The organism is Streptomyces sp. ATexAB-D23, from assembly GCF_000373645.1.
GTDB classification, from domain to species: Bacteria; Actinomycetota; Actinomycetes; order Streptomycetales; family Streptomycetaceae; genus Streptomyces; species Streptomyces castrisilvae.
In genome coordinates, this window is record NZ_KB892079.1 from 219,828 (window position 1) to 240,051 (window position 20,224).

The window sequence follows — 20,224 nt, forward strand, 5'->3', positions numbered from 1 at the left end:
TTCTAGAGTGGGGCGATGAGCAACGCGACCCCGCCCGGCTGGTACCCGGACACGTCCGCGCCCGGCAGCGAACGCTGGTGGGACGGGACGGCCTGGACCGCCCACATCCGCGCTGTCGCACCTGCCGCCGCCCCCGCCCCGCCGTACGCCGCGCACCTGCCGGCCGCCCCGGCGGGCGGCAGGGGCGGCGGCAGCGCGCGAGCCGTCGCGCTCGTGGCGGCCGGTGCGCTCGTCGTCGGCGCCTTCGTCACCGGGGCCGTCCTGCTCACCGGCGACGGCGGCGACGAAGACCCCGCGAGCCCGCAGGCCCACTCCACGCGGACACCCACCCGGACCGGCACGGACGACGCGGCCCCCGGCGACGAAAGCCCCTCCCCGGACGGCTCGCCCTCGGCGCAGGACCCCACGGTGCTCGTGGACCAGCTCAACGGCATCACCCTGCCCATCCCCGACGGCTGGGAGCGGCCGGAGCGCACCATCGGGGACGGCCTCCTCAGCATCCGCACCAAGGGCTCCTACGACTGCCCGGGGGCCTCCTCGTCCTTCTGCTACCACGGCACGGTCAGCACCCGGACCCCGAGCGGCACCGACGCCACCACACCGCAGGCGCTCGCCAAGGAGGACATCGGCGAGGCCGCCGACCGCGCCTACGAGGAGGACTACGTCGGCCGTCGCATCCACGGCGGCATCACCTCGCACCGGCAGATCGCCGCGGGCGAGGTCGCCGTGGCCGGCCGCACCGGCTACTTCATCCGCTGGAAGGTCACCACCGCCAAGGGCCCCGGCGGCTACGTACAGTCGCTCGCCTTCCCCTCGGCCGTCGGCAGCGAGTCGCCCGTCATCGTCCGGTACGCCTTCGACGCCGGCCCCGACGGACCGCCGCTCACGCTCATGGACACCCTGACCCGGGGCATCCGGCCGATCGGCGACAGCGCCACCGACGGCGGCGTCGGCAGCGCGATCGAACGGTAGAACGCGCCTCAGAGGAACGTGCGGCCCTCGCCCCGGTACGTCGGCACGGTCGCCGTCACCCGGTCGCCCTCGATCAGCCGCAACGCGTCGAACCGCTCGCACAGCTCACCGGCCTTCGCGTGCCGGAACCACACCTTGTCGCCGATCAGCAGATCGTCGGCCGGGGCGCCCAGCAGCGGGGTCTGCACCTCACCGGGCCCCTCCTGCGGGTCGTAGCGCAGCCCCTCCGGCAGATACGGGACCGGCAGCCGGTCCGCCCCGGCCGCCCCCGACGCCGGGTAGCCGCCCCCGAGCACCGTCACCACGCCGACCCCGGGCCGGCGCACCACGGGCTGCGCGAACAGCGCCGCCGGGCGCGCCGTGAACGAGGTGTAGTTGTCGAACAGGCGCGGCACGTAGAGGCCCGAACCGGCCGCGATCTCCGTCACGGCGTCCTCCGCCGCGGTGTGCTGCACGCTGCCGGTCCCGCCGCCGTTCACGAACTCCAGGTCCGGCGCCACGGCCCGCACCGCCCGCACCACCTCGGCCCGCCGGACCGCCAGCTCCTTGCGGGCCGTGGCCTGCATGAGCCGGATCGCCCGGGACCGCAGCGGCCGGCCCGCGACCGAGTCACCGACCCCCGCGATGTGCCCCTCGTACGCCATCAGCCCCACCAGCCGGAAGCCGGGCCGCCGCTCCACGGACCTGGCCAGCTCGGCCAGCTGGGCGGGGGAGCGCAGCGGCGAGCGCAGGGCCCCGATCCTGACCCGGCCGCCCAGCATCCGCAGCGAGGTGTCCAGCTCCAGGCAGACCCGGATCTCCTGGGTGCCGCCCGCCCGCGCCGCGTCGATAAGGTCCAGCTGGGCGTGGTCGTCCACCATCACCGTCACGGCGGCGGCGAGCTTCGGGTCGGCGGCCAGCTCCGCGTACGCCGGCCGGTCGGCGGAGGGGTACGCGAGCAGCACGTCCTCGAACCCGGCGCGCGCCAGCCACAGCGACTCCGCGAGCGTGAACGACATGATCCCGGCGAACCCGGGCCGGGCCAGCACCCGTTCCAGCAGGGCCCGGCAGCGCACCGACTTGCTCGCCACGCGGATGGGCTTGCCGCCGGCGCGGCGCACGAGATCGTCGGCGTTGGCGTCGAACGCCTCCAGATCGACGACGGCCACGGGCGCGTCGAGATGTGCGGTGGCCCGGTCGTAGCGGGTCCGGTCAGTGGCACGGGCAGTCATGGCCGCAGCTTGCCAGATGGTTGTACCGCTGGGTAAGGGCTGTCCCGCATTCCCTGGTGGATCAGCGCGCGGCGTCGGACGCGGTGCGTCGCAAGGCGGAGGGGCGTCCGCACAGTGGGTGTATTCGGGCGTTGCGGCAACGCGGCGAGGTGCCGTAGCCGGCGCCGTGCGCCCGCCAGGGATTGCGGGACAGCCCCGAGGGGGACGATCCGCGCAGATCGTCCGGTGCCGGGCCGCCCGCTCCCACCTGGGGCGCCGCAGCCCGTAGAGTGACGCCCACGCGGCGAGCGGCGTCCCGTCCGGGCAAGGCGGGGTCCGTGCGCGGTACGGAACGGACCAGGGGGGCGGATGAGTACCGAGGCGCAGCGCGCTCCCGTCCCGCCCCGCCCGACCACCCCGCCGCGCCCCGCGAGCCCGCCGCCCCCGGCCCCGTACTTCCCCCCGACCTGGTATCCGGGCACGAGTGCTCCACCGCCCCCGACGGCCCCGCCGCTCCCCGGAAAGCCCCCCGCGCACTTCCGGCGTCCGTACCGGACCGTGGCCGCCGGCGTCTGCGCCGTGCTCGGTCTCGGGCTGATCGGCGGAGCCGCCACCGGCAGCTGGCTCATCAGCGACTCCACCGCCGACCCGGTCGCCCGCAGCGCCTACACCGTGGGCCGCGACGCCTGGCACAGCCTTCCCGTGGACACCCTCTTCCCCCGCACCCTCAAGGGGAACGGCGCCGGGCCCGGCGGGGCCGACCGGGTCTGGACCAGGCTCGCCGTCGCCCCGGACAGCGGCTGCGCCACCGCACTGGACCCCCTGCTGGCCAAGACGCTCCGCCCGGCCGGCTGCGCGCACGTGCTGCGCGCCACCTACACGGACGCGACGGCCAGCAGCGTCACCACCGTCGGGCTCGTCTTCACCGAGGGCGACACCGACGCGATGCGCGCCCTGAGCACCCGGTTCGCCGACGAGCACCTCGACCGGCGCGCCGACCTGCTGCCCCGCACCTACCCCGTGGAGAACAGCCCCGCCGCCGCGTTCGGCAACCGGCAGCGCGCCAGCTGGTCCGTGCGGGTGCTGAGCGAGCTGCCCGTCGTCGTCTACTCCGTGTCCGGGTTCGCCGACGGGCGCGTGACCGCCTCGCCCCAGCCCGCCGACCGGGCCGTGGCGTCGGGCGCCACGACCGCCGCCGCGCAGGCCGGACTCGGGCACGAGGCCAAGGGCGTGGCCGACCGCGTCGAGCGCGCCCTGCGCACCAACATCGCCGACCTCACGGAGAAGCCGGAATGACCCGCCGCGCCCGCCGCCGCTTCCTCGGCGCCCTCTGCGCGGCCACCGCCTTCGCGCTGCTGCCCGCCGCCCCGGCCGCCGCGGACACCATCCGGGCCCAGCAGTGGGGCCTGGACGCCCTGCACACCGACCGGGCCTGGCAGACCACCCGCGGCAAGGGCGTCACCGTCGCCGTCGTCGACACCGGGGTCGACGGCAGCCTGCCCGACCTGGCCGGCCAGGTCCTGGCCGGCAAGGACATGATCGGCTTCGGCGCGGTCCGCGGCGACAAGGCCTGGGCCCGGCACGGCACCGCCATGGCCGGGATCATCGCGGGCCGGGGCCACGGCGAGGGCCGCGCCGACGGTGTGCTCGGCATCGCTCCCGAGGCGAGGATCCTGCCGGTGCGCGTCATCCTCGAAGCGAGCGACCCGGCCCGCGCCGAGGCCCGCAGGACCCGGGGCACGGCACTCGCCGACGGCATCCGCTGGGCCGCCGACCACGGGGCCGACGTCATCAACCTCTCCCTGGGCGACGACAGCGAGTCCGCACACCCCGAGCCCGGCGAGGACGCCGCCGTCCAGTACGCGCTGAAGAAGGGCGCCGTCGTCGTCGCCTCGGCCGGCAACGGGGGGGAGAAGGGCGACCACATCTCGTACCCCGCCGCCTACCCCGGAGTGATCGCGGCCGCCGCCGTGGACCGGTACGGCACCCACGCCTCGTTCTCCACCCGCCGCTGGTACGCCACCGTGAGCGCACCCGGCGACGACATCGTCGTACCGGCCCCCGACCGCAAGTACTACGTGGAGTGGGGCACCTCGGCGGCCGCCGCGTTCGTCTCCGGGGCGGTGGCCCTCGTCAGGTCCGCCCACCCCGGGCTCTCGCCCGCGCAGATCAAGAAGCTCCTCACGGACACCGCGCGCGACGCCCCCGCCTCCGGCCGCGACGACGCGCGCGGCTACGGGATCGTCGATCCGGCGGCGGCCATCGAGGCGGGCGCCGCCCTGCGTCCCGCCGACGCGGGCACCGACACCGCCGGCTACCGCAAGCGGTACTTCGGCACCGGACCCACGCCCGAGCCCGAGGACGACGGACCGGCCGGCTGGCTCGCCCCGGCGGCCGGCGGCCTCGGGGTGCTCCTGCTCGCGGGAGCCGTGGTGCTGTGGCGCGGGCGCGACGGCCGCTCCCCGTTCGCCCGGCGCCGCTGACCCCGCCCTCACCGCGCGGCCTTCAGCACCTCCACGGCCGCCTTCGCCGCTGACTCGACCAGCGAGATGCCTGCCTCCTTGGTCTGCCGGCCGTCACAGAGCACCGCCACCAGGTAGGTGTGCCCGTCCGCCGTCACCCGGCCGATGCTGTTGACGTTCCACAGCCCGGTGGCGGAACGCGGCATCCAGCCGTTCTTCAGCGCCCAGCTCTCGCCCGCGGCCGACACGCCCCACTGCTGGTCGGCCTCCACCTGGGACATCAGCCCCCGCACATAGGCCCGGGACGCGTCGCTGAGTTCCGCGTCCGCCTCCGTACCGAACACCGCCCCCAGCAGCGTCAGCTGGTCGGCAGCCGTGGTCCTGGTCAGCCCCCACGCCTGCGCGGCGGTCGTGGCCGTCAGCCCCAGCCGCTCGTTCGCGGCGTCGAGCCCGGCCGCCCCGCCGACCGCCGCCAGCAGCGCGGTCGCGGAGTCGTTGTCGCTCTTCTCGATCATCGCGGCCGCCCGCGCGCGCTCGGCCGCGGTCAGCTCGCGCCCCTCGTCCTGCGCCCGCAGCAGCAGCGCCGCCAGGATGTCCACCTTGACGATGCTCGCCGTGTCGTACGCCGCCTTCCCGCCCCCGTACACCGCACGCGCCCCGCTCCCGCTGTCCAGCACCGCGACCGAGAGCGCCGCCCCGGGCGCCGTGCCCAGCAGCGGTGCCACGGCCCCCGCCAGCTCCGCGTCCAGATCCACCACCGGCTCCTCACTCGCCTCCGCGGACGCCGGCGACGAGGCTGGCGACGCCGACGATACGGAGGCGACGGCGGCCGGCGCCCGGTCCGGCGAGCGACCCACGAGGTACGTGCCCGTCGCGGCCGACGCGGCCAGCACGACGGTGGCCGCCAGGGAGACGGGCAGGGCGGATCGGCGCACGCGGTGTCGGGGCATGGTCCGGACGCCAGTGCCGTGGCAGCCAAGGTTTGCGGCAAACCTTGGCTGCCACGGCACTAGGAACCGAGGCTGAGAACAGGCTGGGCCCCACCTGTCGGCGGGATGGGAATGACCAGGCACTACGCTCGCCCTGTGGAGCATAAGAACATTCCGGACCCCGGTTACTCCGACGACGACGGCACGGCCGACCCCGCACTGGCCGGCGCGCTGGCCGCCTGGGCCGAGGACCGCACCGCCGTCGCACCGGTGCTCGAAGCGCTGCGGGGGGCCCGGCTCCTGGTCCCCGTCGTGGCCGTGCTCGGCGAGGTGGAGGAGGACGAGAGGGGCCTGCGCCGGGAGAAGACCAGCGACATGGCCGTCCCGACCCTCCAGGCCGGTGGCCGCCGCGCGCTGCCCGCCTTCACCTCCACCGCGTCGCTGGCCCGCTGGGACCCGCAGGCCCGGCCCGTCGCCGTACCCCTGCACCAGGCGCTCCAGGCCGCCGCGCACGAGAAGGCCGACACGGTGGTGCTCGACCTCGCGGGCCCGGTGGCCTTCGAGCTGACAGGACCGGCCCTGCTCGCCCTCGCCGAGGGCCGCACCAGCGCGAACCCGCTGGACGACCCCGCCGTCACCGCCGCCGTACGGGACGCGGTCGCCGCCGAACCCGCCGTGCTCAGCGCCCACCTCGGGCCGGGCAGCGCGGACGGCACCCTCGCCCTGGTCCTCGCGGCGGGCACCGACCCCGCCGAGGCGGCGGGCCGCGTCGCCCGTGCGCTGGCGGCCGACGAGGTGCTGCGCGCCCGGCTGGTCCGGGGCCTGGACCTCGCGCTTCTCCCGGCCGGAGCGCACACGCCCGGTGAGGCCCTGTTCACGCGCTGATCACCCGTACGGTTCGGCGCGCGCGATACCGCGACCGGCCGGAGAATTGCGAAGAAAAGGGACGATCTTCGCGAGGTGGTTGTATGCAGACGCGGACAGCCGTGTCGGAGTTTCTCGGCACCCTGCTGCTGGTCTTCTTCGCCGTGGGAGCGGCGGTGCTGTGCGTCGAGTACATCGGGACCGTGGGCATCGCCCTGGCCTTCGGTTTCGTACTCCTCGCGCTCGCCTACGCCCTCGGCCCGATCTCCGGATGCCATCTCAATCCGGCGGTCACCCTGGGCATGCTGACCGCCCGGCGGATCGACGTGCGCACCGCGGTCACGTACTGGATCGCGCAGTTCCTCGGCGGTATCGCCGGGGCGGCCCTGCTGTTCCTGCTGGCCAAGCAGGTGCCGGGGCTGAAGACCAGCGGAAAGTTCGGCAGCAACGGCTACGGCAGCCGCTCCGACGTGCACATCAACCTCGGCGGCGCCTTCCTCGCCGAGATCGTGCTCACCTTCCTGCTGGTCTTCGTGGTCCTCGCGGTGACCCACAAGGTGGCGGTCGTGGGCTTCGACGGACTGCCCATCGGGATCTCCCTCGCGGTCATCCACCTGGTCGGCATCCCGCTCACCGGCACCTCGGTCAACCCGGCCCGCAGCCTGGGCCCGGCCCTGTTCGCGGGCGGCGCCGCCCTCTCCCAGCTGTGGCTGTTCATCGTGGCCCCGCTGGTCGGTGGCCTGCTCGCGGCGCTCGCCCACCGGCTGACCCACCCCTCGATGCGCGGCGGGGAGGCGCCCGCCGAGGCGACCGCCGAGGTCTGAGCCGCGCCCGCGACGCGATGAGCCCCCCGCCGGAAGGACCGGCAGGGGGCTCATCCATGTACGTACGGAGGAAGAGGCGGGTGGTGCTCAGCCGAAGACCGGGCCGGTGTACTTCTCGCCCGGCCCCTGGCCCGGCTCGTCCGGGACGAGCGAGGCCTCGCGGAAGGCCAGCTGGAGGGACTTCAGGCCGTCACGCAGCGGAGCCGCGTGGAAGGAGCTGATCTCGGTCGTGCTCGCGTCCAGCAGTCCGGCCAGCGCGTGGACCAGCTTGCGGGCCTCGTCCAGGTCCTTGTGGCCGTCGCCGTCCTCGGTCAGCCCGAGCTTCACGGCGGCGGCGCTCATCAGGTTGACCGCGACCGTCACGATCACCTCGACGGCGGGCACCTCCGCGATATCGCGGGCCATCTCGTCGAAGCCGGGGGAATCACTGCTGGGGGTCGCGTCACTCATGCGCCTTACGATAGGCCCACGGCGCCGGCCCTCCGCCCGCGGGAGCGGGTGCGCGGGCCGGTTGGTGCGCGCCCCGCCGAGCTGCTAACCTTGTGTAACGACCGGCTGGGCAGCTATGTGCCCGGCCCACAAGTGGAGGCTCCGATCTCCCACCTGGCCGTCCTCAGGGCGGCGGGTCACCGGTCAGGTGGTGCCCATCGTTCCGTACGGACGATGGAACCGCCCGATGCGCCCCGCGGTTCACCGTGGCGGTGTTCCGGTTTTTCAGGAGCCCCGCCTGTGTCCCGTCCGGGGCATTTTTCTTGCTCCGATGCGGTTGGTCCGTCGAAACAGACGTTACGCGGCTGTCCGCCAGGCGGCCGCGTGGTGCTACCGAGGAGGATCCATCAGCGCCGAGCCCCGCATCAACGACCGGATTCGCGTGCCCGAGGTGCGACTTGTCGGTCCCAGTGGCGAGCAGGTCGGGATTGTTCCGCTTGCCAAGGCCCTGGAACTCGCACAGGAGTACGACCTCGACCTGGTCGAGGTGGCGGCTACCGCCCGTCCGCCCGTGTGCAAGCTCATGGACTACGGGAAGTTCAAGTACGAGTCGGCCATGAAGGCCCGTGAGGCGCGCAAGAACCAGGCGCACACGGTCATCAAGGAGATGAAGCTCCGGCCGAAGATCGACCCGCACGACTATGACACCAAGAAGGGTCACGTCGTCCGGTTCCTCAAGCAGGGCGACAAGGTCAAGATCACGATCATGTTCCGTGGTCGCGAGCAGTCCCGCCCCGAGCTGGGCTTCCGGCTGCTCCAGCGTCTCGCTTCGGACGTGGAGGAACTCGGCTTCATCGAGTCCAACCCGAAGCAGGACGGCCGGAACATGATCATGGTTCTGGGCCCGCACAAGAAGAAGACCGAAGCCATGGCCGAGGCCCGCGAGGCCCAGGCCGCCCGCAAGGCGGAGCGCCAGGGGAACAACACCCCCGACGCCGGGCCCGCGGATCAGGCGCCCGAGGCTCCGGCCGAGGCGCCCGAGGCCGAGACACCTTCCGAGGCGTGACCTTCGGGGGCCGCCATCCAGGCGCCCCCCGGGTCCCCCCGGAATCCCATGAAGATCTGACGCCCCTGAGGTCCGGTGCCCGCACCGAGAGGGGCGCCACTGACGAGGAGAGAACGGCGCGATGCCGAAGAACAAGACGCACAGCGGTGCCAGCAAGCGCTTCAAGATCACCGGCTCCGGCAAGGTGCTCCGCGAGAGGGCCGGCAAGCGCCACCTTCTTGAGCACAAGTCGTCCAAGAAGACCCGCTCGCTGACCGGCACGGTCGTCGTGGCTCCGGCCGACGCCAAGAAGATCAAGAAGCTTCTCGGCAAGTGAGGCCGCCGTCCCCGCCCAGTCCGGGGACGCGCCCTCGATCCGACCGGGACCAATTCGTTTCCGGGCCGTGTGAGTACGACCACGGCCCCGCTACAAGGAGTTAACAAGTGGCACGCGTCAAGCGGGCAGTCAACGCACACAAGAAGCGCCGGGCGATCCTGGAGCAGGCCAGCGGCTACCGCGGACAGCGCTCGCGCCTGTACCGCAAGGCCAAGGAGCAGGTCACCCACTCCCTGGTCTACAACTACAACGACCGCAAGAAGCGCAAGGGCGACTTCCGTCAGCTGTGGATCCAGCGCATCAACGCCGCTGCCCGCCAGAACGGCATGACGTACAACCGCCTCATCCAGGGTCTGAAGGCCGCCAACATCGAGGTGGACCGCAAGATCCTGGCCGAGCTCGCGGTCAACGACGCCAACGCGTTCGCCGCCCTCGTCGAGGTCGCCCAGAAGGCCCTCCCGAGCGACGTCAACGCCCCGAAGGCCGCCTGATCCAGGCCGCACTTCTGGTTTCCGAACCGGACCCGCAGGCGCTCGCCGTCTGCGGGTCCGGTGCGTTGCACGCCCCGTCACCACCCGTCACGACCCGCACCCTCGTACGCAGAGAGGCTCGCCGCCGATCATGGGCATCCCTGAACTGATCTCCCCGCGTTCGCCACGGGTCGCCGCCGCCCGGCGGCTGGCCAGGCGCAACTTCCGCGGCAAGGAGCGCAGGTTCATCGCCGAGGGGCCGCAGGCCGTGCGCGAGGCCGCCGTCCACCGGGGCGACGACGGCGAGCCGACCCTGACCGAACTCTTCGCCACCGTCGAGGCCGCCGAGCGCTACGCGCCCATCATCGAGGCCGCCCACGACGCGGGCGCCCGCGTCCACCTCGCCGACGGCGACGTCCTGGCCGACGTCTCCCAGACCGTCACCCCGCAGGGGCTGATCGGGGTCTGCCGCTTCCTCGACTCGCCCTTCGAATCGATCCTCGCCGCCCGCCCCAAGCTGGTCGCCGTCCTGGCCCACGTCCGCGACCCCGGCAACGCCGGCACGGTGCTGCGCTGCGCCGACGCCGCGGGGGCCGACGCGGTCGTCCTGACCGACGCCTCCGTCGACCTGTACAACCCCAAGTCGGTCCGTGCCTCGGTCGGTTCGCTCTTCCACCTGCCGGTCGCCGTGGGCGTGCCGGTCGAGCAGGCGGTACGGGGGCTGCGCGGGGCGGGCGTGCGCATCCTGGCCGCCGACGGCGCCGGAGCGGACGACCTGGACGACGAACTCGACGCCGGCACGATGGGCGGGCCCACCGCCTGGGTCTTCGGCAACGAGGCGTGGGGCCTGCCCGAGGGGACCCGCGCCCTGGCCGACGCCGTCGTGCGGGTCCCGATCCACGGCAAGGCCGAGAGCCTCAACCTCGCCACCGCCGCCGCGGTCTGCCTGTACGCCTCCGCGCGCGCCCAGCGCCCCCGCCGCACGGCCGGCTGACCCCGCCACGCACTCCTGCCCCCAGCGGAGAGTCCCCGCAGGGTGTCGCTCCGTCACCGACGACTAGTAGGGTGACGAACTCGGGGGCCCACTGCACCGGTTCGAGAGGTGGGGTACGGGATATGGCTGTCGGCATGAGCGGGCCGCGGGCGACACGCGCGGCCGTCGTGCGCGCCGCCGGTGAGCCGGACTGCGTGACCGTCGCGGGCACCGGCCCCGGCGGACAGGCGCTGGACCCCGACGACCTCCCCGACGGGCTGGTCGTCGCGGACGAGAGCGGCCGGATCATCTGCTTCAACGCCGCCGCCGTCCGCATCACCGCCGTCCCCAGGGCCGCCGCCCTCGGCCGCCCGGTGGAGCACGCACTGCCGCTGGAGGACCTCAAGGGCCGCCGCTGGTGGGAGCTGACCGACCCCTACGGCGGCCTCGCCACCCGCGTCGGCCAGCCCGAGCGCAACCTCCTGCTGCCCGGCGGCCGCGAGGTCCTCGTCTCCGCCCGCTACGTACGCGAGAGCCCCACCGGACCGGTGAGCCGGCTGGTGATCAGCCTGCGCGGCACCGAGGCCCGGCGCCGTACCGAGCGCAGCGACGCCGAGCTGATCGCGACCGTCGCCCACGAACTGCGCTCGCCGCTGACCTCGGTCAAGGGCTTCACCGCGACCCTGCTGGCCAAATGGGAGCGGTTCACGGACGCCCAGAAGCGCCTGATGCTGGAGACCGTCTACGCGGACGCCAACCGGGTCACCCGGCTCATCACCGAGCTCCTGGACATCTCACGGATCGACTCGGGCCGCCTGGAGCTGCGGCGCCAGCCCGTGGACCTCTCCGCAGCCGTCGAGCGCCACATCCGGGCGCACACGGCGGCCGGCCAGGACCCCGGCCGCTTCCTCGTCCGCACCTGCCAGCCGCTGCCCGCCGTGTGGGCCGACCCCGACAAGGTCGATCAGGTCCTCGGCAACCTGCTGGAAAACGCGGTGCGCCACGGGGAGGGAACTGTCACCATCGACGTGGCACCCGCACCGGCGAAGAGCGACGAGAGGGGAGCGGCCGTCACCGTGAGCGACGAAGGTCCCGGCATCCCCGAGGAGTCCATGAGCCGTGTCTTCACCCGGTTCTGGCGGGGGAGCAAGCGCGGCGGCACGGGCCTCGGCCTCTACATCGTCAAGGGCATCGTCGAGGCCCACGGCGGCACCATCACGGTCGGCCGCGGCCCCGGAGGCGGCGCCGAGTTCCGATTTATGCTGCCCGTGAGCACGCCGGCCTACATGCAGTAGCGGGCCGGAGCGGCCCACGGGCGCCCCGCACATCTCGTGACCCTTAGACTCGACCCTTGGCACCTTTGTGCCCTCCTGGCGTCGAGCGGGGCCACGGGGGCCCGGGGGTATCCCCCGGTAAGCGCAGTACCAGCCAATCGGAAGTACGGGAAGAGATGTCGGCACCGAACAAGTCGTACGACCCAGTCGAGGTCGAGGCACTGAAACCGGAAGAGATCGAGCGCATGCGGGACGAGGCGTTCGCCGCCTTCGCCGCCGCGGGCGACCTCGACGCGCTCGCCCAGGCGAAGACCGCGCACACCGGCGGCACCTCGCCCCTCTCGCTCGCCAACCGCGAGATCGGCGCGCTGCCCCCGCAGGCCAAGGCCGAGGCCGGCAAGCGCGTCGGCCAGGCCCGCGGTGCCGTGGGCAAGGCCCTCGCCGCCCGCCAGGCGGAGCTGGAGGCCGAGCGGGACGCCCGCGTCCTGGTCGAGGAGGCGGTGGACGTCACGCTGCCCTACGACCGCACCCCGGCCGGCGCCCGCCACCCGCTGACGACCTTCATGGAGCGCGTCGCCGACGTCTTCGTGGCCATGGGCTACGAGATCGCCGAGGGCCCCGAGGCCGAGGCCGAGTGGTTCAACTTCGACGCCCTGAACTTCGTGCCCGACCACCCGGCCCGGCAGATGCAGGACACCTTCTTCGTCCAGGGCGCCGACGGCGCGAAGAACGACGAGTCCGGTGTCGTCCTGCGTACCCACACCTCGCCGGTCCAGGCCCGCACGCTGCTCGACCGCGAGCCCCCCGTCTACGTCGTCTGCCCCGGCCGCGTCTACCGCACCGACGAGCTGGACGCCACGCACACCCCGGTCTTCCACCAGATCGAGCTGCTGGCCGTGGACGAGGGCCTCACCATGGCCGACCTGAAGGGCACCCTCGACCACATGGTCCAGGCGCTCTTCGGCGCCGACATGAAGACCCGGCTGCGCCCGAACTTCTTCCCGTTCACCGAGCCGTCCGCCGAGATGGACATGGTCTGCTACGTCTGCCGCGGCGCGTCCGTCGGCAACCCGGACCGCCCCTGCCGCACCTGCGGCAGCGAGGGCTGGATCGAGCTGGGCGGCTGCGGCATGGTCAACCCCAAGGTGCTCACCGCCTGCGGCGTCGACCCCCGGAAGTACAGCGGATTCGCCTTCGGGTTCGGCATCGAACGGATGCTGATGTTCCGCCACAACGTAGAAGACATGCGAGACATGGTCGAGGGTGACGTCCGGTTCACCCGGCCCTTCGGGATGGAGATCTGATGCGCGTCCCGCTTTCCTGGCTGCGGGAGTACGTCGACCTGCCGGCCACCGAGACCGGCCGTGACGTACAGGCCAAGCTCGTCGCCGTCGGCCTGGAGGTCGAGACGGTCGAGCAGATCGGCGCCGGCCTCACCGGCCCGCTGGTCGTCGGACAGGTGCTGACCATCGAGGAGCTGGAGGGCTTCAAGAAGCCGATCCGCTTCTGCACGGTGGACGTCGGCACGGCCAACGGCACCGGCGAGCCGCAGGAGATCGTCTGCGGAGCCCGTAACTTCGCCGTCGGCGACAAGGTCGTCGTGGTCCTGCCCGGCGCCGTGCTGCCCGGCGACTTCGCGATCGCCGCCCGCAAGACGTACGGCAAGACCTCGCACGGCATGATCTGCTCCACCGACGAGCTCGGCATGGGCGACGACGGCACGCACGGCATCATCGTGCTGCCGCCGGAGCACGAGGCCGGCACCGACGCCATCGAGCTGCTCGAACTCGTGGACGAGGTCCTCGACATCGCCGTCACGCCCGACCGCGGTTACTGCCTGTCGATGCGGGGCGTCGCCCGCGAGACCGCCACCGCCTACGGCCTGCCGCTGCGCGACCCGGCTCTCCTGGACGTGCCCGCGCCCAACGCGTACGGCTACCCGGTCAAGGTCTCCGACCCGATCGGCTGCTCCCGCTTCACCGCGCGCACCGTCGTCGGACTCCAGCCCGAGGCCCGTACGCCGATCTGGATGCAGCGCCGGCTCCAGAAGGCGGACATGCGGCCGATCTCGCTCGCCGTCGACGTCACCAACTACGTGATGCTCGAACTCGGCCAGCCGCTGCACGCCTACGACCGCACCCGCATCGACGGGCCGATCGGGGTGCGCCGCGCCGAGCAGGGCGAGAAGCTCACCACGCTCGACGGCGCGGCCCGCGTCCTGGACGCCGGGGACCTCGTCATCACGGACAACCGCGGCCCCATCGGCCTCGCGGGCGTCATGGGCGGCGCCGACACGGAGATCGCGGACGCCGCCGAGGGCGCGCACACCGCCGAGGTCGTCATCGAGGCCGCGCACTTCGACGCGATCTCGATCGCCCGCACCGCACGCCGCCACAAGCTGCCCTCCGAGGCGTCCAAGCGCTTCGAGCGCGGCGTCGACCCGCAGGCCGCCGCCGCTGCCGCGCAGCGCACCGTCGACCTGCTGGTGCTCCTGGCCGGCGGCACCGCCGAGGCGGGCGTCACCGAGGTGACCGCCCCCTCCGCGCCCCGCACCATCACGATGCCCGCCGACCACCCCGACAAGGTCGCCGGTGTCACCTACGGCCGCGAGACCGTCGTGCGCCGCCTCCAGGAGGTCGGCTGCGACGTCTACGGGCAGGACGAGCTCCTCGTCACGACCCCGTCCTGGCGGCCCGACCTGAACGAGCCGAACGACCTCGCCGAAGAGGTCATCCGGCTGGAGGGCTACGAGAACCTCCCCTCCACGCTCCCGACGCCGCCCTCGGGCCGCGGGCTCACCGACCGCCAGCGGCTGCACCGCCGCGTCGGCCGGGCGCTCGCGGGCGCGGGCTACGTCGAGGCGCTGAACTACCCGTTCATCGGCGAGGCGGTCCTCGACCAGCTCAGTCTGGAGGCGGACGACGACCGCCGCCGCACCGTCGAGCTGGTCAACCCGATCTCCGACGAGGAGCCCTCGCTGCGCACCACGCTGCTGCCGGGTCTCCTCGGCGCGCTGCGGCGCAACGACGGCCGCGGCAGCCATGACCTCGCGCTCTTCGAGACCGGTCTCGTCTTCAGGCCGTCGGGGCAGGAGACCAAGCCCGTCCGGCTGCCCGTCGACCGGCGCCCGTCGGACGAGGAGATCGCCTCGCTCGACGCCGCGCTGCCGCGCCAGCCGCGACACGCCGCCGTGGTCCTCGCGGGCGCCCGCGAGCAGGCCGGCTGGTGGGGCAAGGGCCGCCCCGCCGACTGGGCGGACTCCGTCGAGGCGGCGCGCACCGTCGCCCGCGAGGCCGGTGTCGAGGTCAGCGTCCGCGCCGACCGGCACGCCCCGTGGCACCCGGGCCGCTGCGCCGCGCTGTATGTGACGGTCGCCGGCGAGGAGACCTTGTTCGGACACGCGGGCGAGCTGCACCCGCGCGTCATCAAGGAACTCCACCTGCCCGATCGCGCCTGCGCCATGGAGGTCGACCTCGACGTCCTGGAGCAGGCCGTCGACGGCGTCCTGCGGGCCCCGCGGATCTCCACCTTCCCGGTGGCTACCCAGGACGTCGCGCTGGTCGTCGGCCAGGACGTGCCCGCCGCCGACGTGGAGCGGGCGCTGCGCGCGGGAGCCGGTGAACTCCTGGAGTCGCTGCGACTGTTCGACGTCTTCACGGGTGAGCAGATCGGCGAGGGCCGCAAGTCCCTGGCGTACGCGCTGCGGTTCCGTGCCGGCGACCGCACGCTGACGGTCGACGAGGCGAGTGCCGCCCGGGACGCGGCGGTGGCGTTGGCCGCCGAGCGCACGGGCGCGGTGCTGCGCGGCGCGTAGCCGCTCCGCACGATGAGGAGGGGCGTATCCGGGAGACCGGATACGCCCCTCCTGCGTCTCGCAGGTCCTCTCCGCCGCGGAGTGTCGGGCAGGCCGGCGGGGGACTGCGCGGGGGGCGGTCGCCGTGCTGTACGAGGGGGAGCAGGCGACCCGTCCGCTTCCTGCGAGGGATTCATTCAAGCGAGCCGCCGGGCCGTGCGGCAGCGTGCGCGGCGGGACGGTTCGGGCATTCCGTTCACACCCCGTGTGAATCGTGCTCCACTGGGGCGACACGTCCTGGCGTGCCGACCCACCGGAGGGGGACATGGGGCCAAAGGAGCCCAACACTGCGCTGGAGGCTCTGATCGACGAGGCGGGCGTCTCCCGGGCCGGACTCGCCGCCCATGTGAACCGCGCCGGCCGCACCCGGGGGCTGGGCCTGCGCTACGAACACACCGCCGTCGCCCGCTGGCTCAAGGGCCAGCGCCCGCGCGGCGAGGTGCCCGACCTGATCTGCGAGGTGCTCGGAAACCGCCTGTGCCGGGCCGTTTCACTGGACGACATCGGCATGGCCGCCCCCGACGGCCACGCGCCCGCCCAGGGCTCCTCGCTCACCGGCTTTGTGGAACGGGCCACCGCCGTCTGGCGGTCCGACGCCCAGCAGCGCCCGCACGTCGTCACCGCGCCGGCCGCCACCGGGACCACCGCGGTGATGCCCGTCTGGGAGTGGGAGAACCCCCCGGAGGACGCGGATGTGTCACGGGCCGGGCCCAACCGGGTCGGCGCGGCCGACATAGCAACGCTGCGGGCCGCCCGTGACCACTACGAACTGATGTACCGCAGGGCCGGCGGAATCGCGACGCGTTCGCGCGTCGTCGGTTTCCTCAACGCCGAGACCGCCCCCTTGCTGCGGGGCGGCTACAGCGACACGACGGGGCGTCAGCTGCACCGCGCGGCGGGCGCGTTGGTGGCCGTCGCCGGGATCTGCGCCTACGACTCCGACGCGCACGGCCTCGCCCAGCGCTACTTCCACCAGGCGCTGCGCCTGGCCAAGGCGAGCGGGGACCGGGGGCTCGGCGGCTATGTGATCGCCCTGCTGGTCAACCAGTCGCTGTTCCTGGCCGAGTACCGCCAGTCCGTGGCCTTCGCCGAGGCGGCCCTGCGCGCGGCGGGACGCGAGATCACCCCCGCCCTCGCCGCCGACCTCCACGCGATGCAGGCCAAGGCGTACGCCCGGCTCGGGGACCGGGTGGGCGCGCTGACGTGCATCGGCCACGCCGAGTCGGAGGCCGCCCGGATCCGGCCGGGCCGGGAGCCGGACGAGACGGGGTACGTCCAGCCGGGGCTGGTCGATGTGCAGGTGGCGGAAGCGCTGTTGAGCCTCGGGGATCTCGCGGGGGCGCGGGAGCACGCGGTGGCGGCGGTGAGCACGCCCGCGCACGACCGGGGCATGGTCCACCGGCTCGCGATGCTGACCACTATCGAGCTGCGGCAGGGCGAGGCGGACCGGGCGGCGGTCACGGCCACCGAGATGGCGGACCGGGCCCGCGGCATGGAGTCGCAGCGGCTGCGTGACCGGCTGCGGACGGTGCGCGAGGAACTGGTCGCCAGCGGGTGCGCGGACGCGGAGCGGGCCGCCGAACGGGTCGAGGGGGCGCTGCGCGTACCGCTGTGAGCCCCGGTCTGCTGCGATACGGCCACCTACGAGCAAGAAGGTGGCAGAACTGTGCAATGGACGAATCTGAACGAACAGACTGTGTATGAGAACCGTTGGTTCCGGGTCAATCTGGCCGACGTCGTGCTCCCCGACGGGGGCCGTCTCGACCACTTCGTGATCCGGCTCCGCCCGGTGGCGGCGGCGACCGTCGTCAACGCGGCGAACGAGGTGCTGCTGCTGTGGCGGCACCGGTTCATCACCGACAGCTGGGGCTGGGAACTGGCCGCGGGCGTGGTGGAGGACGGCGAGGAGCCGGCCGCCGCGGCCGCCCGGGAGATGGAGGAGGAGACCGGCTGGCGTCCCGGCCCATTGCACCCGCTGCTGACCGTGGAACCGTCCAACGGCCTCACCGACGCCCGGCACCACTTCTACTGGGGCGAGGAGGCGGCCCGGACCGGGGAGCCCCGCGACGCCTTCGAGTCCTCGCGCCGCGAGTGGATACCGCTCAAGCTGGTACCCGACCTGATCGCCCGCGGCGAGGTCCCGGCGGCGGGCATGGCGGCCGGGCTGATGATGCTGCACCACTTACGGCTGGGCTGAGCCGCACCCGGTCCGGGCGAGGGACCGCGCGCCCCTCGCCCGGACCGGTCCGCGCCGTCACGCGTACGGGTAGAACCCCGACCCCGTCTTGCGCCCGAGCCGGCCCGCGTCCACCATGCGCTGGAGCAGCGGGGGAGCGGCGTACAGGGGCTCCTTGTATTCGGCGTACATCGAGTCGGCGACCGAGGCCACGGTGTCCAGGCCGATCAGGTCCGCGAGCTTGAGCGGGCCCATCGGGTGGGCGCAGCCCATCTCCATGCCGTTGTCGATGTCCTCGCGGCTGGCGATGCCCGACTCGAACATCCGGATCGCGGAGAGGAGGTACGGGATCAGCAGGGCATTGACGACGAAGCCGGAGCGGTCCTGGGCGCGGATCGGGTGCTTGCCCAGTATGTCCTGCACCACGGCCTCGGACCGTGCGATCGTCTCGTCCGAGGTGGTGAGCGCGGGGATCAGTTCGACGAGCTTCTGCACGGGCGCCGGGTTGAAGAAGTGGATGCCGATGACCTGGTCCGGCCGGGAGGTGGCGACGGCCAGCTTCACCAGCGGGATCGAGGAGGTGTTGGAGGCGAGGATCGCGTCCGGGCGGGTCACCACCTGGTCGAGGACCTGGAAGATCTCGGTCTTGACCTGCTCGTTTTCCACGACGGCCTCGATGACGAGGTCACGGTCGGCGAACTCGCCGAGGTCGGTGGTGAAGCTGAGGCGGTCCAGCGTCTCGTCGCGCTCCGCCGCGGTGATCTTGCCGCGCTCCGCCGCCTTCGACAGGGAGTTGTGGAGCCGGGTGCGGCCGATCTCCAGCGCCTCGCCGGTCGTCTCGGCCACCTTGACGTCCAGGCCGCTGCGGGCGCAGACCTCCGCGATGCCGGCGCCCATCTGGCCGCAGCCCACCACTCCGACGCGTGCAATGTCGGCCATAGAGTCCGTCACCTCGTGCCTCTCGATGTTCTCCGTTCGGCGGCTTCCGTCTGATTCCGGGCTCCACCACGACTCCACGACGTTACTCCGTCGCCTGCCGGGGATCGCGGGCCGGGGCGGGCATGCTCGGACCTGCGCCCGGATTGCGGGCATATGAACGAGTGCGGAGAAGGGGCAGGTGCGGCGCGATGCGAGGAGTGACCCGAAGGGGTTGGGTGACCGGTGCGGCCGGGGCGGTCGCCGGGGTGGCGGGGGCGGCGGCCGTGGCCGGTGACGCCGCCGTCGCGACGCCCCGGCGGGCCCCGGCCCGCCCGGGACCGGCCGGCCGGCGGGACGTGGTGCGGCGCGAGCTGCGCGGCATGTGGGTGGCGACCATCGCCAACACCGACTGGCCGTCGAAGGCCGGGCTGTCCGCCGACGCGCAGCGGGCCGAGTTGATCGCGTACCTCGACCGGGCCGTCGAGCGGAAGCTGAACGCGGTGATCCTCCAGGTCCGCCCGTCCGCCGACGCGCTGTGGCCCTCCGCTTACGAACCGTGGGCCCAGTGCCTGACGGGGGTGCAGGGCAAGGACCCCGGTTGGGACCCGCTGGGCACCGCGGTCCAGGAGGCGCACAGCCGGGGGCTCGAACTGCACGCCTGGTTCAACCCGTACCGGGTGGCCAACCACACGGACCTCTCGAAGCTGACCGCGAGCCACCCGGCCCGGCGCCACCCCGACTGGGTCCTGCCCTACGGCGGCAAGCTGTACTACAACCCGGGCCTGCCCGAGGTCCGCGCCTTCGTGCGGGACGCGATGCTGGACGCGGTCCGCCGCTACGACATCGACGCGGTGCACTGGGACGACTACTTCTACCCGTATCCGGTGGCCGGCGAGACCTTCGCGGACGGCGCCGCCTACGAGAAGTACGGCGCGGGCTTCCCGGACAGGGCCGCCTGGCGGCGCGACAACACGGACAAGCTGGTACGCGAGACCGCCGAACGCGTCAAGGCACTCAAGCCCGGCGTCCGGTTCGGGATCAGCCCCTTCGGCGTCTGGCGCAACGCGGCCACGGACCCGGCCGGCTCGGACACCAGGGCGGGCGTGGAGACGTACGACGACCTGTACGCCGACACCCGGGGCTGGATCAAGAAGGGCTGGATCGACTACATCTGCCCGCAGCTCTACTGGAACATCGGCTACCCGGCGGCGGACTACGCCGTGCTCGTGCCCTGGTGGTCCGAGGTCGTACGCGGCACGGGCGTCGACCTCTTCATCGGCGAGGCGCTCTACAAATGCGGCGACCCGGCCCAGCCCGCGGCCTGGCAGGACCCGGCGGAGCTGTCGCACCACATCGTCCTGGCGGCCCGGCACGACCAGGTCCGCGGCCACGCCTACTTCTCGGCGAAGAGCGTGGTCACGGACCGGATCGGCGCGCTGGACCGGGTGGTCGCCGACCACTACCGGTCACGTGTGCGGCCGCCGCGCTGACGGTTGGGGCCATGGGCC

General features: G+C 73.3%; 19 protein-coding genes. 15 read left to right on the top strand and 4 right to left on the bottom strand.

Annotated features, from left to right (window positions below; translation table 11 throughout):
• Positions 1 to 15 precede the first annotated feature (15 nt).
• A complete protein-coding gene (locus tag B082_RS0133705) occupies positions 16 to 972 on the top strand; it encodes a DUF2510 domain-containing protein (protein ID WP_018556184.1) in 957 nt (318 codons plus the stop codon).
• Between the two features lie 8 nt (positions 973 to 980).
• On the opposite strand, the gene B082_RS0133710 is transcribed toward B082_RS0133705, so the two are convergent.
• Entirely contained in the window at positions 981 to 2,183 is a 1,203-nt protein-coding gene (locus B082_RS0133710; protein ID WP_018556185.1) for an amino acid deaminase/aldolase, read from the bottom strand.
• A 537-nt stretch (positions 2,184 to 2,720) separates the two neighbouring features.
• Here B082_RS0133710 and B082_RS0133715 point away from each other — a divergent pair.
• Both B082_RS0133715 and mycP read left to right on the top strand, forming a co-directional pair.
• Positions 2,721 to 3,458: a hypothetical protein gene (locus tag B082_RS0133715; protein ID WP_018556186.1), complete on the top strand. Its 738-nt coding sequence runs from the start codon at positions 2,721 to 2,723 to the stop codon at positions 3,456 to 3,458.
• Positions 3,455 to 4,645 (top strand): type VII secretion-associated serine protease mycosin, encoded by a 1,191-nt coding sequence (gene mycP / locus B082_RS0133720; protein WP_018556187.1) that lies wholly within the window; start codon positions 3,455 to 3,457, stop codon positions 4,643 to 4,645. The genes B082_RS0133715 and mycP overlap by 4 nt, the downstream gene beginning before the upstream one ends.
• An 8-nt stretch (positions 4,646 to 4,653) precedes the next feature.
• On the opposite strand, the gene B082_RS0133725 is transcribed toward mycP, so the two are convergent.
• Positions 4,654 to 5,574 (bottom strand): serine hydrolase, encoded by a 921-nt coding sequence (locus B082_RS0133725; RefSeq protein ID WP_026250458.1) that lies wholly within the window; start codon positions 5,572 to 5,574, stop codon positions 4,654 to 4,656.
• A 135-nt stretch (positions 5,575 to 5,709) separates the two neighbouring features.
• Here B082_RS0133725 and B082_RS0133730 point away from each other — a divergent pair, with 135 nt between their 5' ends.
• Both B082_RS0133730 and B082_RS0133735 read left to right on the top strand, forming a co-directional pair.
• Positions 5,710 to 6,438 (top strand): SseB family protein, encoded by a 729-nt coding sequence (locus B082_RS0133730; protein ID WP_018556189.1) that lies wholly within the window; start codon positions 5,710 to 5,712, stop codon positions 6,436 to 6,438.
• Positions 6,439 to 6,521: 83 nt separating this feature from the next.
• Positions 6,522 to 7,241, top strand: coding sequence for an MIP family channel protein (locus tag B082_RS0133735; protein ID WP_018556190.1), 720 nt, complete (start codon positions 6,522 to 6,524; stop codon positions 7,239 to 7,241).
• Positions 7,242 to 7,328: 87 nt separating this feature from the next.
• Here B082_RS0133735 and B082_RS0133740 read toward each other — a convergent pair whose 3' ends face one another.
• On the bottom strand, positions 7,329 to 7,691 hold the full coding sequence (locus tag B082_RS0133740; protein WP_018556191.1) for a DUF1844 domain-containing protein: 363 nt from the start codon (positions 7,689 to 7,691) through the stop codon (positions 7,329 to 7,331).
• Between the two features lie 310 nt (positions 7,692 to 8,001).
• Between B082_RS0133740 and infC the strand changes: the two genes are divergently transcribed.
• From infC to B082_RS0133785, 9 genes are all read left to right on the top strand, one after another.
• Positions 8,002 to 8,736, top strand: coding sequence for a translation initiation factor IF-3 (gene infC / locus B082_RS0133745; RefSeq protein ID WP_078622718.1), 735 nt, complete (start codon positions 8,002 to 8,004; stop codon positions 8,734 to 8,736).
• Between the two features lie 121 nt (positions 8,737 to 8,857).
• Positions 8,858 to 9,052: a 50S ribosomal protein L35 gene (gene rpmI / locus B082_RS0133750; RefSeq protein ID WP_003970213.1), complete on the top strand. Its 195-nt coding sequence runs from the start codon at positions 8,858 to 8,860 to the stop codon at positions 9,050 to 9,052.
• A gap of 107 nt (positions 9,053 to 9,159) precedes the next feature.
• A complete protein-coding gene (gene rplT, locus B082_RS0133755; RefSeq protein ID WP_018103794.1) occupies positions 9,160 to 9,543 on the top strand; it encodes a 50S ribosomal protein L20 in 384 nt (127 codons plus the stop codon).
• A 130-nt stretch (positions 9,544 to 9,673) separates the two neighbouring features.
• A complete protein-coding gene (locus B082_RS0133760; protein WP_018556193.1) occupies positions 9,674 to 10,516 on the top strand; it encodes a TrmH family RNA methyltransferase in 843 nt (280 codons plus the stop codon).
• Positions 10,517 to 10,638: 122 nt separating this feature from the next.
• On the top strand, positions 10,639 to 11,790 hold the full coding sequence (locus tag B082_RS0133765) for an ATP-binding protein (protein ID WP_018556194.1): 1,152 nt from the start codon (positions 10,639 to 10,641) through the stop codon (positions 11,788 to 11,790).
• A 155-nt stretch (positions 11,791 to 11,945) separates the two neighbouring features.
• On the top strand, positions 11,946 to 13,073 hold the full coding sequence (gene pheS / locus B082_RS0133770) for a phenylalanine--tRNA ligase subunit alpha (protein ID WP_018556195.1): 1,128 nt from the start codon (positions 11,946 to 11,948) through the stop codon (positions 13,071 to 13,073).
• Positions 13,073 to 15,583, top strand: a complete 2,511-nt coding sequence (gene pheT, locus B082_RS0133775; RefSeq protein WP_018556196.1) for a phenylalanine--tRNA ligase subunit beta — start codon at positions 13,073 to 13,075, stop codon at positions 15,581 to 15,583. The genes pheS and pheT overlap by 1 nt, the downstream gene beginning before the upstream one ends.
• A 304-nt stretch (positions 15,584 to 15,887) precedes the next feature.
• Entirely contained in the window at positions 15,888 to 17,237 is a 1,350-nt protein-coding gene (locus B082_RS0133780; RefSeq protein WP_018556197.1) for a hypothetical protein, read from the top strand.
• A gap of 51 nt (positions 17,238 to 17,288) precedes the next feature.
• Positions 17,289 to 17,819, top strand: a complete 531-nt coding sequence (locus B082_RS0133785; RefSeq protein ID WP_026250459.1) for an NUDIX domain-containing protein — start codon at positions 17,289 to 17,291, stop codon at positions 17,817 to 17,819.
• Positions 17,820 to 17,876: 57 nt separating this feature from the next.
• Here the strand turns inward: B082_RS0133785 and B082_RS0133790 are convergent, their stop codons facing one another.
• The gene (locus tag B082_RS0133790; RefSeq protein WP_018556199.1) at positions 17,877 to 18,737 is read right to left on the bottom strand and encodes a 3-hydroxybutyryl-CoA dehydrogenase; all 861 of its coding nucleotides are present in this window, start codon (positions 18,735 to 18,737) and stop codon (positions 17,877 to 17,879) included.
• Positions 18,738 to 18,952: 215 nt separating this feature from the next.
• Between B082_RS0133790 and B082_RS0133795 the strand changes: the two genes are divergently transcribed.
• A complete protein-coding gene (locus B082_RS0133795; RefSeq protein ID WP_018556200.1) occupies positions 18,953 to 20,206 on the top strand; it encodes a glycoside hydrolase family 10 protein in 1,254 nt (417 codons plus the stop codon).
• The last annotated feature ends 18 nt before the right edge of the window (positions 20,207 to 20,224 follow it).

What these genes read in the sequence shown, in the direction of transcription:
- B082_RS0133780 (WP_018556197.1), top strand. Translation starts at nt 15,888, where the DNA reads ATGGGGCCAAAGGAGCCCAACACTGCGCTGGAGGCTCTGATCGACGAG.
- rpmI (WP_003970213.1), top strand. Translation starts at nt 8,858, where the DNA reads ATGCCGAAGAACAAGACGCACAGCGGTGCCAGCAAGCGCTTCAAGATC.
- B082_RS0133790 (WP_018556199.1), bottom strand. Translation starts at nt 18,737, where the DNA reads ATGGCCGACATTGCACGCGTCGGAGTGGTGGGCTGCGGCCAGATGGGC.
- B082_RS0133760 (WP_018556193.1), top strand. Translation starts at nt 9,674, where the DNA reads ATGGGCATCCCTGAACTGATCTCCCCGCGTTCGCCACGGGTCGCCGCC.
- B082_RS0133710 (WP_018556185.1), bottom strand. Translation starts at nt 2,183, where the DNA reads ATGACTGCCCGTGCCACTGACCGGACCCGCTACGACCGGGCCACCGCA.
- pheT (WP_018556196.1), top strand. Translation starts at nt 13,073, where the DNA reads ATGCGCGTCCCGCTTTCCTGGCTGCGGGAGTACGTCGACCTGCCGGCC.
- B082_RS0133740 (WP_018556191.1), bottom strand. Translation starts at nt 7,691, where the DNA reads ATGAGTGACGCGACCCCCAGCAGTGATTCCCCCGGCTTCGACGAGATG.
- B082_RS0133725 (WP_026250458.1), bottom strand. Translation starts at nt 5,574, where the DNA reads ATGCCCCGACACCGCGTGCGCCGATCCGCCCTGCCCGTCTCCCTGGCG.
- pheS (WP_018556195.1), top strand. Translation starts at nt 11,946, where the DNA reads ATGTCGGCACCGAACAAGTCGTACGACCCAGTCGAGGTCGAGGCACTG.
- B082_RS0133735 (WP_018556190.1), top strand. Translation starts at nt 6,522, where the DNA reads ATGCAGACGCGGACAGCCGTGTCGGAGTTTCTCGGCACCCTGCTGCTG.
- mycP (WP_018556187.1), top strand. Translation starts at nt 3,455, where the DNA reads ATGACCCGCCGCGCCCGCCGCCGCTTCCTCGGCGCCCTCTGCGCGGCC.
- B082_RS0133705 (WP_018556184.1), top strand. Translation starts at nt 16, where the DNA reads ATGAGCAACGCGACCCCGCCCGGCTGGTACCCGGACACGTCCGCGCCC.
- infC (WP_078622718.1), top strand. Translation starts at nt 8,002, where the DNA reads ATGCGGTTGGTCCGTCGAAACAGACGTTACGCGGCTGTCCGCCAGGCG.
- B082_RS0133765 (WP_018556194.1), top strand. Translation starts at nt 10,639, where the DNA reads ATGGCTGTCGGCATGAGCGGGCCGCGGGCGACACGCGCGGCCGTCGTG.